This window comes from Ottowia sp. VDI28 (assembly GCF_049532675.1).
GTDB lineage: Bacteria > Pseudomonadota > Gammaproteobacteria > Burkholderiales > Burkholderiaceae_C > Ottowia.
The window spans coordinates 4,596,928-4,609,100 of the sequence record NZ_CP149820.1; the positions used below are offsets into that span (position 1 = coordinate 4,596,928).

Annotated in this window: 10 protein-coding genes, 2 tRNA genes and 1 pseudogene; 9 read left to right on the top strand and 4 right to left on the bottom strand. The window is 62.5% G+C overall.

What is annotated here, in order from left to right:
* Entirely contained in the window at positions 1–306 is a 306-nt protein-coding gene (locus WJU18_RS21880) for a c-type cytochrome (protein ID WP_423455658.1), read from the top strand.
* Between the two features lie 292 nt (positions 307–598).
* On the opposite strand, the gene acs is transcribed toward WJU18_RS21880, so the two are convergent.
* Positions 599–2,581, bottom strand: a complete 1,983-nt coding sequence (gene acs / locus WJU18_RS21885; RefSeq protein ID WP_423455660.1) for an acetate--CoA ligase — start codon at positions 2,579–2,581, stop codon at positions 599–601.
* 235 nt (positions 2,582–2,816) lie between these two features.
* Here acs and WJU18_RS21890 point away from each other — a divergent pair, with 235 nt between their 5' ends.
* Entirely contained in the window at positions 2,817–3,410 is a 594-nt protein-coding gene (locus tag WJU18_RS21890) for a TIGR00645 family protein (protein WP_423455661.1), read from the top strand.
* Positions 3,411–3,528: 118 nt separating this feature from the next.
* On the opposite strand, the gene fumC is transcribed toward WJU18_RS21890, so the two are convergent.
* Complete coding sequence (fumC, locus tag WJU18_RS21895) at positions 3,529–4,911, bottom strand: class II fumarate hydratase (RefSeq protein WP_423455662.1); 1,383 nt, start codon at positions 4,909–4,911, stop codon at positions 3,529–3,531.
* 242 nt (positions 4,912–5,153) lie between these two features.
* Between fumC and WJU18_RS21900 the strand changes: the two genes are divergently transcribed.
* The 7 genes and pseudogenes from WJU18_RS21900 (at position 5,154) to WJU18_RS21930 (ending at position 11,002) form a co-directional block, all read left to right on the top strand.
* Complete coding sequence (locus tag WJU18_RS21900; protein WP_423455664.1) at positions 5,154–6,704, top strand: fumarate hydratase; 1,551 nt, start codon at positions 5,154–5,156, stop codon at positions 6,702–6,704.
* 266 nt (positions 6,705–6,970) lie between these two features.
* Positions 6,971–7,813: a glutamate racemase gene (gene murI / locus WJU18_RS21905; protein ID WP_423455666.1), complete on the top strand. Its 843-nt coding sequence runs from the start codon at positions 6,971–6,973 to the stop codon at positions 7,811–7,813.
* 114 nt (positions 7,814–7,927) lie between these two features.
* Positions 7,928–8,001 (top strand) — tRNA-Cys (locus WJU18_RS21910).
* Positions 8,002–8,164: 163 nt separating this feature from the next.
* Positions 8,165–8,257 (top strand) — tRNA-Leu (locus WJU18_RS21915).
* Between the two features lie 16 nt (positions 8,258–8,273).
* Positions 8,274–8,902: pseudogene (locus WJU18_RS21920) on the top strand (DUF6806 family protein).
* Positions 8,903–9,009: 107 nt separating this feature from the next.
* Entirely contained in the window at positions 9,010–10,314 is a 1,305-nt protein-coding gene (locus WJU18_RS21925) for an MFS transporter (protein ID WP_423455668.1), read from the top strand.
* Between the two features lie 25 nt (positions 10,315–10,339).
* Complete coding sequence (locus WJU18_RS21930; protein WP_423455670.1) at positions 10,340–11,002, top strand: NUDIX hydrolase; 663 nt, start codon at positions 10,340–10,342, stop codon at positions 11,000–11,002.
* Between the two features lie 30 nt (positions 11,003–11,032).
* Here the strand turns inward: WJU18_RS21930 and WJU18_RS21935 are convergent, their stop codons facing one another.
* Positions 11,033–11,734 carry an RES family NAD+ phosphorylase gene (locus WJU18_RS21935; RefSeq protein WP_423455672.1) on the bottom strand — a complete coding sequence of 234 codons (702 nt, stop codon included), beginning with the start codon at positions 11,732–11,734 and terminating at the stop codon, positions 11,033–11,035.
* Positions 11,731–12,105, bottom strand: coding sequence for an antitoxin Xre/MbcA/ParS toxin-binding domain-containing protein (locus WJU18_RS21940; protein ID WP_423455674.1), 375 nt, complete (start codon positions 12,103–12,105; stop codon positions 11,731–11,733). The genes WJU18_RS21935 and WJU18_RS21940 overlap by 4 nt, the downstream gene beginning before the upstream one ends.
* Positions 12,106–12,173: the final 68 nt, after the last annotated feature.

A 12,173-nucleotide genomic window follows, 5' to 3' on the forward strand; every position in this document is an offset into this window, starting at 1 on the left:
ATGAAACGCGCTTTGCTAGTCTTGGCCACTATGGCTGCTGTATCCGCCCCGGTCATGGCAAACGAGGCCCTGGCCAAATCCAAGAACTGCATGGCTTGCCATGCGATCGACAAGAAGTTGGTGGGCCCTGCCTATAAAGACGTTGCTGCCAAGTTCGGCAAGGAAGCCGGCGCCGCCGACATGCTGGCTGGCAAGATTATCAAAGGCAGCTCCGGCACCTGGGGCGCGGTCCCAATGCCTCCCAATGGCAACGTGAGCGAAGCTGAGGCCAAGACGCTGGCTACTTGGATTCTTTCGTTGAAGTAACCCCCCTGAGGCGCTGCGCGCCTTCCCCCAGGGGGACGCCGCCTGCGGCCTGGCGAAGCCAGCTCCGCGGCGGCCCCGAATGGCCTGCTCCGCAGCCTTTTGAATACGAAAAAAAGCCCGCTCTGTCGCGGGCTTTTTTATTCATGCTGCATCCGTCCTACCGGGAGCTAAAAATGCCCCGTCATTCCCGCGTAGGCGGGAATCCAGAAGCGGCCTCCGACGAAGATCAGAGTTTCCCTTTCTACGCCGATGTAACGGTAGGGCTGCAGGACGCTTAGAACGTGAACACGTCTTAGTAAGTCTGGTCCAGCTGAGACAGGATCTGCGGGTTCTCCAGCGTGCTGGTGTCCTGCGTGATCTTCTCTCCCTTGGCCAGGCTGCGCAGCAGGCGGCGCATGATCTTGCCGGAGCGGGTCTTGGGCAGGTTCTCACCGAAGCGGATATCCTTGGGCTTGGCGATGGGGCCGATTTCCTTGGCGACCCAGTCGCGCAGCTCTTTGGCGATCTGCTTGCCTTCTTCGCCCTGCGGCAATGAGCGCTTGAGCACCACGAACGCGCAGATGGCCTCACCCGTGGTGTCGTCGGGACGGCCCACCACGGCGGCTTCGGCCACCAGATCGGTCTTGGCGACCAGGGCCGATTCGATCTCCATGGTGCCCATGCGGTGGCCCGACACGTTCAGCACGTCGTCAATACGGCCGGTAATGCGGAAGTAACCACGCTCGGAATCGCGCACGGCACCGTCGCCGGCCAGGTAGTAGCCTTTGAGCTCCTCAGGGAAATAGCTCTTCTTGAAACGCTCCGGATCGCCCCAGATGGTACGGATCATGGCCGGCCAGGGCCTCTTGATCACCAGAATGCCGCCCGATCCGTTCGGGACGTCATTGGCCGCCTCGTCGACGATCGCGGCGGCGATGCCCGGCAGCGGCAGCGTGCAGGATCCTGGCACCAGCGGCGTGGCACCCGGCAGCGGGGTGATGACATGGCCGCCGGTTTCGGTTTGCCAGAAGGTATCCACGATCGGGCAGCGCTCGCCGCCCACGTTCTTGTAATACCACACCCAGGCCTCGGGGTTGATCGGCTCCCCCACGCTGCCCATGATGCGCAAGCTGCTCAGATCCGAGTTCTTCGGGTGCACTTTCTCATTCGTCTCGGACGCCTTGATGAGCGAGCGGATGGCTGTGGGCGCGGTGTAGAAGATGCTGCACTTGTGACGCTCGATCATCTGCCAGAAGCGGCCCGCGTCCGGATAGGTCGGCACGCCTTCGAACACGATCTGCGTCGCGCCCGCGGCCAGGGGGCCGTAGGCCACGTAGGTATGGCCAGTCACCCAGCCGATATCCGCCGTACACCAAAAGATGTCGCTGTCTTTCAGATCGAAAGTCCAGTCCATCGTCATCTTGGCCCACAGCAGGTAGCCGCCCGTGGCATGCTGAACGCCCTTGGGCTTGCCGGTGGAGCCGCTGGTATAGAGCACGAAGAGCGGATGCTCGGCATCCACTGCCACGGGAGCGCACTCGGTGGATTGGCCCTCCAGAAGCTGGGTGAAGGTCTTGTCGCGGCCGGCGGCCATGACGCAGGCGGTGGGTGTGCGCTCGTACACGAACACGTTCTTCACCGATTCGCAGCCGCCCATGCCCAGCGCTTCGTCCACCACGGCCTTCAAAGGCAATTCCTTGCCGCCCCGCATCTGGTAATTGGCGGTAATCACGGCCACGGCACCGACGTCGACAATGCGTTCCTGCAAGGCTTTGGCCGAGAAGCCGCCGAACACCACGCTGTGCGTGGCACCGATGCGCGCGCAGGCTTGCATGGCAATCACGCCCTCGATCGTCATCGGCATGTAGACCAGGACCCGGTCGCCCTTCTTGATGCCGTGCGCCTTCAGGCCATTGGCGAACTGGGACACGCGCGCCAGCAGTTCCTTATAGGTGACCTTGGTCACGGCGCCGTCATCGGCCTCGAAGATGATGGCGGTCTTGTTCTCGGCCGGCGTACCCATGTGCTTGTCCAGGCAGTTGGCGCTGGCATTGAGCTGGCCGTCGTCGAACCATCTGTAGAACGGCTTGTTCGATTCATCAAGCACGCGGGTGAAGGGTTTGCTCCACACCAGATGCTCCTTGGCCTGCCGGCGCCAGAACCCCTCGGGATCCTTGTCGGCCTCGGCATAGAGAGCCTCATAGGCGGGCATGCCCGAGATACGCGCAGCCTTCACCATGGCTTCGCTGGGGGGGAACACGCGGTTTTCAACCAAAACCGATTCGATCGCACTCATGAGTACCGTCTCCTACGTCGTTGCACACAGCGGACGCCCAGGCGCTCCGCCCGAAACCCGGCCATCATCATCCGGCCCGGCTCTTACAAAGTTCTGACTCCGCCACGGCTCTTTTGAGCTTGCGGCGCACCATAAGTGTGCGCCTTAAAAATAGTTGTGGCGCAGCACACCGGCTTTTTACAATCGTGGGTTTTATCAGATTCAGGGCGCCTTCCCGCCCGGCCTCACATATTTCATGGTCGATCCAGTCCAACACCCCGTGAACCGCCCCCTGCGCCCCTTGCCGGCGCTGGTTTTCGCCAGCCGCTGGCTGCAATTGCCGCTCTATCTGGGCTTGATCGCGACACAGGGCGTCTACGTCGTGCATTTCCTGGTCGAGCTATGGCACCTGATTGAAGCCGCGTTCGGCAACAAGGAGGCCCTGGAGGCGCTCGTCAGTGCCATCGGCTACAAAAGCAACGTCCCCATCACTTCACTGAACGAAACCGTGATCATGCTGGTGGTGCTGGCCTTGATCGACGTGGTCATGATCTCCAACCTGCTGATCATGGTGATCATCGGCGGCTACGAGACCTTCGTCAGCCGGCTCGACCTGGAAGGCCACCGCGACCAGCCCGAGTGGCTGAGCCATGTGAACGCCTCGGTACTCAAGGTCAAACTGGCCCTGTCCATCATCGGGATCAGCTCGATTCATCTGCTCAAGACCTTCATCAACGCGGACAACTACACCGACAAGGTGCTGATCGCGCAGACGGTGATCCATGCGGTGTTCCTGCTGTCGGCCATGGCCATTGCATACACCGACAAGCTGATGTCGTCTGAACATTGAGCCCCCCTGAGTCGCTGGCGCGCCTTCCCCCCGAGGGGGGACGCACCCAGCGGCCTGGCAAAGCCAGCTCCGCGGGGGCTCTGGTATGGCCTGCTCTGCGGCCTTTTGAGTTTTCTGCTCAGACCATGTCGGCGGGGTTTACCCAGGCGTCGAACTGGTCGGCGGTTACGTAGCCCGTGGCCAGGGCTGCTTCGCGCAGGCTGGTGCCTTCCTTGTGGGCTTTCTTGGCGATCTGGGCGGCTTTGTCGTAGCCGATGTGCGGGTTGAGCGCGGTCACCAGCATCAGCGAGCGGCTCACCAGTTCATCTATGCGGGTGCGGTTCGGCTCGATGCCTACGGCGCAATGGTCGTTGAAGCTCACCATGCCGTCGGCCAACAGCCGCACGCTCTGCAGGAAGTTGTGCGCGATCATCGGCCGGAACACGTTCAACTCGAAGTTGCCGCTGGCGCCGCCAATATTGATGGCCACATCATTGCCCATGACCTGCGCGCACAGCATGGTGAGCGCCTCGCTCTGCGTGGGATTGACCTTGCCGGGCATGATGGACGAACCAGGTTCGTTCTCCGGGATGCTCAGTTCGCCGATGCCGCTGCGCGGCCCGCTCGCGAGCCAGCGCACGTCATTGGCGATCTTGTTCAAGCTGGCGGCCAGGCCTTTCAGCGCGCCATGGGCATGCACCAGCGCATCACAACTGGCAAGCGCCTCGAACTTGTTCGGTGCCGTGACGAAAGGCAGGTTTGTCAGCCTCGCCAGCTCCGCCGCCGCGCCCTCGGCATAGCCCTTGGGTGCATTCAGGCCGGTACCGACCGCCGTTCCGCCCAGAGCCAGCTCACACAAATGCGGCAGCGCGGCGCGTACATGCGCCTCGGCGTGTCCCAGTTGGGCCACATAGCCGGAAAATTCCTGGCCCAGCGTGAGCGGCGTGGCGTCTTGCAGGTGAGTGCGCCCGATCTTGACAATACCGGCGAAATCACGAGATTTCGCCTCCAGGGTGGCCCGCAGCTTGGCGATGGCCGGCAGCAGCTTGCCTGTCAGTGCCTGCACTGCGGCCACGTGCATCGCCGTGGGAAAAACGTCGTTGCTTGATTGGCTCTTGTTGACGTCGTCGTTCGGATGCACCAGCCGCGCCTCCCCGCGCTCGCCGCCCATCAGTTCGCTGGCGCGGTTGGCAATGACCTCGTTCAGGTTCATATTGGTCTGCGTACCGGAGCCGGTCTGCCAGACAACCAACGGAAATTCCCCCTCATGCTGGCCAGCCAGCACTTCGTCGGCGGCAGCGATCACGGCCTTGGCCTTGTCTTCCTTCAAAAGGCCGAGCTGCTGATTGACCGCCGCCGAAGCCCGCTTCACCAGCGCCAGCGCGTGGATGATCTCCCGCGGCTGGTGCTCGCCGGAAATGTCGAAGTTCTGCAGCGAGCGCTGCGTTTGGGCTCCCCACAGCCGGTCGGCCGGTACGTTGATGGGGCCAAAGGTGTCGCGCTCGGTGCGGGTAGAGGTCATGGCGTTGCTCATTGAAAAGGGCTGTCAAAATAGGGGGTTGGCTGCAGTGCCGTTCAGTGAACGAGAAACAACCTTCCCCGCAGGGGCGGCTTTGGCCGCGAAGGCTTTGCGCCCTCCCCCTGCATGGGATCTATCTGAACGGCATTGGGGCTAAGAACGTGAATACGTTCTAGCGGCAACGGTAGCAGATCGCCGATGCCCCTACGATCGACGTAAATATCCAGAACAAGGAAGCCCACGCCATGACCGCCATCAAGCAAGATGACCTGATCGAATCCGTCGCCGCCGCGCTGCAATACATCAGCTACTATCACCCGGCCGACTACATCGCGCACCTGGCGCGCGCCTATGAGCGCGAGCAAAGCCCCGCCGCCAAGGACGCCATGGCGCAGATTCTCACCAACAGCAAGATGAGCGCCATCGGCCACCGGCCGATCTGCCAGGACACCGGCATCGTCAACGTGTTTCTGAAGGTGGGCATGAATGTTCGCTGGGAAGGCTTCTCCGGCTCGCTGGACGACGCCATCAATGAAGGCGTCCGGCGCGGCTACAACCACCCCGACAACAGCCTGCGCGCCAGCGTCGTCGCAGATCCGCAGTTCGCGCGCAAGAACACCAAAGACAACACGCCGGCGGTCATCGTCACCGAGATCGTGCCGGGCGATACGGTTGAAGTCACCGTCGCGGCCAAGGGCGGCGGCTCGGAAAACAAGAGCAAGATGGTCATGCTCAACCCCAGCGACAGCGTGGTCGACTGGGTGCTGAAAACCGTTCCTACCATGGGCGCCGGCTGGTGCCCTCCTGGCATGCTGGGCATCGGCATCGGCGGCACGGCCGAAAAAGCCGTGCTGCTCGCCAAGCAAAGCCTGATGGACGACCTTGACATGTACGAGCTGCAGGCCAAGGCATCCAAGGGCGAAAAGCTCACGCAAGTGGAAGAGTTGCGCCTGGAGCTGTTCGAGAAAGTCAACGCACTGGGCATTGGCGCCCAGGGCCTGGGCGGCCTCACCACCGTGCTGGACGTCAAAATCGCCATGTACCCCACCCACGCCGCCAGCAAGCCCGTGGCCATGATCCCCAACTGCGCCGCCACGCGCCACGCCCATTTCGTACTCGACGGCAGCGGCCCGGCCTACCTGGATGCGCCTTCGCTCGACCTCTGGCCCAAGGTCGATTGGATGCCCGATACGCAAAAGAGCAAACGCGTGGATCTGAACACTTTGACCAAGGAAGAAGTGGCCAGTTGGAAACCCGGCGACACCCTGCTCCTGAACGGCAAGATGCTCACCGGCCGCGATGCTGCCCACAAGCGCATCCAGGACATGCTGGCCAAGGGCGAGAAGCTGCCGGTGGATTTTGCCAACCGCGTCATCTACTACGTCGGTCCGGTCGATCCGGTGAAAGACGAGGCTGTAGGCCCCGCCGGCCCCACCACGGCCACGCGGATGGACAAGTTCACCGACATGATGCTCTCGCAAACCGGCCTGATCGCCATGGTCGGCAAGGCTGAGCGCGGACCGGCCGCCATCGAGGCGATCAAGAAACACAAGAGTGCCTACCTGATGGCCGTGGGCGGAGCCGCCTACCTGGTGAGCAAGGCCATCAAGAAAGCCAAGGTGGTCGGCTTCGAGGATCTGGGCATGGAGGCCATCTACGAATTCGACGTGGTGGACATGCCCGTCACCGTGGCCGTCGACGCGGGCGGCATCAGCGTGCACAACACCGGCCCCGCCGAGTGGGAAAAACGCATCGCGTCAGGCGAATTCAAAGGCATTGCCCTAGCAAGCGTTTAACCCCTTGAGGCGCTTAGAGCGTGTTCAAAGTCTCAGCGCGAGGGCTGTTGTGTTCGAGAAATCGTGGATGCTAGGCGAAAAACGCAGGGATACCTCGTGGTATCGCGAGGCTTTTCAACGCCGCAGACGCGGTTTCTCGGGCACAACGGACCCGCGAGGAGACTTTGAACACGCTCTTGCGCGCCTTCCGCCGCCAGCGGCCGGGCCAAGCCCGCTCCGCGGCGGCCCCCGCAAAACAAACTGCCCCGCTGCTCCGGACAACGAATATGCAGACAAACCCCAGCGCGCCCATCGGTGTGTTCGACAGCGGCATTGGCGGCATCTCGGTACTCCGGGCGCTGCTGGCCGCCTTGCCGCAGGAACGCTTTGTGTACGCAGGCGACAGTGCCCATGCGCCCTATGGGGAACGTGGCGATGCCTATGTCACGGCGCGCTCCGAGGCCGTGCTGGCGGACATGCGCCGCACGCATGGCATCAAGGCCTATGTGATCGCCTGCAACACCGCCACCGCGGCGGCGGGGCGCGCACTGCGCGAACAACATGCCGATCTGCCCATCATCGGCATTGAACCGGCGCTGAAGCCAGGTGCCCTCGCCACCCGGACAGGCCGCGTGGGCGTACTGGCCACACGCGGCACGCTTGCCAGCGAAAAATTCAGGCTGCTGCGCGAACGCCTCTCGGGGCCGGTGGAGTTCGTGCCGCACGCCTGCGATGGCCTTGCGGCTGCCATCGAAAAAGAAGCGTCCAGCGGCGAGCAAACCCAGACCGATATCCTGATCGAGCAACATGTGGGCGCCTTGGGCACTCTGGGTCACGAACCGGGACAGATCGACACCGTGGTGCTCGGCTGCACGCACTACCCGCTGATCGCGGCGCGGATCCAGCAGCGCACGGGCCAGACCGTGCAATTGATCGATCCTGGTGAGGCCGTCGCACGCCACACACGGGATCTGCTGACCGCGCAAGGATTGCTGGCCACGCAGGTCGCGCCAGCGCCCTCCTTGCAGTTGCTCGACAGCGGCGATGGCCGCGCGCTTGGCGCGGCAGCCGCGCGCTGGCTGGAAGGCGAGGCAAGCATGGTGAAAGTGCAGGCATTCGCGACAGCCTGAGAGCCGAAAGCCGGATTTCCGGAAGCGGCGCAAAACACGGCTATAATCTGAACCTTCGCTGACACCACTAAAAGGGAAGCCGTCGCTTCCCTTTTTTGTCGAGTGTCCCGATATGGCGCGATAGCAAAGCGGTTATGCAACGGATTGCAAATCCGTCTAGTCCGGTTCGACTCCGGATCGCGCCTCCACCCCCATACACTCCAAGCTCGTTGCTGCAGAAACTGCAATGCTTTCAATAGCTTGCCGGAAGAACTGTGGCGAGCCCTCTCGTTTCCAGACCCTGCCCGCGCCGGCTTCATTTTTTCCTCTCACGCCGACAATCGCGCTGCGGCCTGCGACAATGCATCTTTGGCCCCGATGGTGAAATTGGTAGACACTGCGGACTTAAAATCCGCCGCTTTCCTGAAAAGGGGCGTGCCGGTTCGACCCCGGCTCGGGGCACCATCAATAGGAATACGCCATGAGTCACGATGACGCACCTTTTGAAATCCACGTGCATGGCGACGTGAAACTGCGCTCCGATGTCAGCTTTGACACCTTGCAGGATGCGCTGAAACCCCTCTGGAAGTATGCCGGCGCGCGTTCGCTTGCCGATGGGGCAGCCAGCCTCTACGAAGACGAGCCGGGCATCCGCTTCAACCCGCGCGAGCACGTCTTGCAGATATGCTGGACGCTGCAGGGCGACGATGATTTTCGTCAGCAGCTCGACGAGCTTTGCATGAACCTCAACGAGCTGTCCGAAGTCGGTGCGCAGATCGAGATCACTTTCTACGACGCCCAGTTCGACGAGGAAGACGAAGAGGCAGGCCGCGAGTCACGCGATGATTTCGTGCTGCTTTTCGTGGGCCCCACGCCAGAAGCCATCATGCAGGCGCAACGCAATCTGCTGGTGGAAGATGTGGTAAACCTGATGGAGCGCCACTTCGACGGCGCCGAACTCGGCGGGGTAGTGGCCGAGATCGACAAGCTCTTCTCGGATCGCTATTCAGCACTCACCAGTTCGCTTGAACTCGGCAAACCTCCGCGCGGCCCGGGGGCGGCGGCGGGGCCGGCCACGGTGGCGGCCGCAGGCCACGGCATCTTCATTGAACTGAAAACATGGCGCAGGATTTTCTGCGCCGTTTTTTTGCCTTCTCATTTGCAGCCATACCATGCTGCATGATTGACCGGCGCCCTGTTCGGTCGGAACTTCTCGCATGAGTACTCTTTCATCGGATGCGCTGAACCCGGGTGTCAAGAAGCGCGAGGTATTTGGCTGGGCGATGTACGACTTCGCCAACTCGGGCTACACCACGGTCGTCATTACCGCAGTGTTCGCGGCGTATTTTGCCGGTGCAGTGACCCAGGGGGCGGCTTGGGGTCCGCTGGCGTGGACGGCGGCACTCAGCGCCTCCTATGCCATCGTGATGCTCACCATGCCGAGCCTCGGCGCCTGGGCAGACATGCGCGCTGCCAAGAAGCGGCTTCTGCTCCTGTTTACCCTTGGCTGTGTGCTCAGCACCGCGGCCCTCGCTTTCGCGCGCCCTGGCGATGTCGCGCTGGCGGTCGTGCTGATCATCGTTTCCAATACCTTCTATTCCTACGGCGAGTCGCTGACGGGGGCCTTCCTGCCCGAACTGGCACGGCCCGAAAGCATGGGCAAGGTGAGCGGCTGGGGCTGGGGCTTCGGCTATGTTGGCGGCATGCTGGCGCTCGGGCTGTGCCTGGCCTACGTGCTGTGGGCCCAGGGGCAAGGGCAAGCCGCCGAACAGTTCGTGCCCGTGACCATGCTCATCACGGCCATCTTCTACGGCCTGGCCGCGCTGGTCACATTCATGCTGCTGCGCGAGCGGGCGCAACCCATGGCCGCCGCGCCAGGACAGGATACAGGGTTGGCGGCAGCCCTGCGGCAATTGGGGCACACCTGGCGCGAAGCGCAGCGCTATGGCGATTTCGTCTGGCTGCTGGTCTGCACCGTGGCCTACCAGGGAGGCGTGGCGGTCGCCATCACGCTGGCGGCGATCTATGCCGAGCAGGTGATCGGTTTCAAGCAGCAGGAAACCATGGTGTTGATCTTCGTGCTCAACATTGCGGCGGCGGCGGGCGCTTTTGGCTGCGGGTATTTGCAGGACCGCATCGGCCACAAGGCTGCGCTGGCCCTGACCTTGCTGGGATGGGTAGCCACCTGCGTCATCGCGGCGCTGGCACAGACCAAAGGACAATTCTGGTGGGCGGCGGCTATCGCCGGCATCTGCATGGGATCAAGCCAGTCAGCGGGGCGTGCGATGGTCGGCCTGTTTGCTCCGAAGCGGCAATTGGCCGAGTTCTTCGGCTTATGGACAGTGGCCACCCGGCTGGCCAGCATCATCGGCCCCTTGAGTTATGGGGCCATCACCTGGATGACCGGGGGCAACCAGCGCGTGGCCATCGCGGCGACCACGATTCTCTTCGTGCTGGGTTTGCTGGCGTTGCTGCCGATCAATGTGGGGCGCGGCCGTGAGGCGGCTTTGAAAGCCATCTGACCAACTTCTGGCCGTGCCGCATCCCATGAAGATCGACGACGTTTTCAGATCGCAAATCCGCTCCGCGTTGACACGTTGGGAGCGCCTCTCGGCGGACGAGGCGAGCGCCCGCAAGCGTGCGGCGGTGGCCCTCACGATCGTCGATGAAGGGCTGGGCGCGGGTCTGCCCGGGATTGAAAACCCTCGCGTATGGAGCGAAAGCCCAGCCATCCTGCTGACCAGGCGCGCCGCGGCGCTGCGCAAGCATGCAGGCCAATGGGCTTTGCCTGGCGGTGGCATCGATCCCGGTGAATCGCCAGAGGAGGCTGCACTGCGGGAACTGCACGAGGAAGTCGGTCTGGCGCTGACAGAAGACAACATCCTTGGAATGCTGGACGATTTCGTGACCCACTCGGGGTTCTGCATCACACCCGTCGTGGTCTGGGCGGGTACCACGAGGGGCTTCACGCCCAATGAAGCGGAAGTGGCCAGCACGCACCGCATTCCCGTCACGGAATTCATGCGTGACGATGCGCCCCTGCTGGAAGCCATAGAAGGCAGCGTTCATCCTGTACTGCGCATGCCGGTGGGCGATCGATGGATTGCCGCGCCCACGGGGGCCATTCTTTACCAGTTCGCCGAAGTATGTGTCCGGGGGCGGCCCACCCGTGTCGGGCACTTTGAGCAACCTTTGTTTGCGCGCCGATGATCCTCAGAACGGGCTACGGTGTGTCATCAACTAAAACCCCCAGACAAAACTCTGGCCGTTTCCCATGAACATCACGGAAGTACGGGAGGCCTTGCAGATCCACCGCTGCATGGTCCGCTCCAGCGAAGCCGCGGGCTCCGAAAGGCAATCCGGATCGAACACCACGGCGCAGCGCTCTCCGGGTGCGCGGACTGATTCATAACCCAGCCATTGCACACCGCGCTCCTGGGCCGCCGCGGCCACAGCGTGGTTGGCGCTGTAGTCGCTGCCATGCGTCCACTCCGCCCGAGCCTGTACCCAAGGCTCAGCCATCAGATCAATGGAGCGTCCCCTGATCTTCGCCTGAAAAAAGCTGTGCTCGGTCAGCAGGATCTCCTCCAGCAGCCCCGCGCTGTCCAGGATGAAACGGCGCCGCCAATAAGCCACCTCGGCGCAAGCGCCGTAGATATTCTCCGCCCCATACCACTGGCCTTTCGCTTTCGGCGGACGAAAGCGGCTCGCATGCGTGGGGCTATACCGGAACGGAGTAACCAGTAAATAGTGCTTGGGCTTGGCTGTTGGCGGCAAGGCCGGCTTGCTGCCCTCCAGAAGCGACTCCAGCAAATCCTGCTCATCCGGGGTATCCACCAAGCGCATCGTGGACACCACGTGCTGCGCCTCCACGCCACGCCATGCCAGCATGTGGCGCGACGCGATCGTGCCTTTGAACCAATCTTCGCTCCAGGTGGTCACGCAGGAGCCCTCATGCCATCCAGGTAGTGCAATGTAGCCACCAACCCCTCGGCGCTCTGAATCAGTTTCAGGGGTTTTCCGCCGAGCGCCTTGTTGTGGCTGTTCATCCACGCGAGGCGCTTCTGATCGTCCGTGCCCACCAGCGCATCGAGCGAACGGTACACGCGTACCAGAAGCAACGCCAACTCGCCCTCTTTCGAATCGGGATTGATGCTCTTGTGCCCTCTCACGATACGCGAGACCGTGGGCTCGCTCACGCCAATGGTGCGCGCAAGCGCCGCGCCGGAAAGCCCCAGCAACTGGCCAGCCCTGGAGGTGGCTTTTGCCAGCACTTCACCGGGATCAACCTTGACTGCTGCAAGTGGCTTCATGTGGCTTCTCAGAGATTATTTCCATAGAAATATTATGGATCAAACATGGAATATTTTCACGCCGTCCA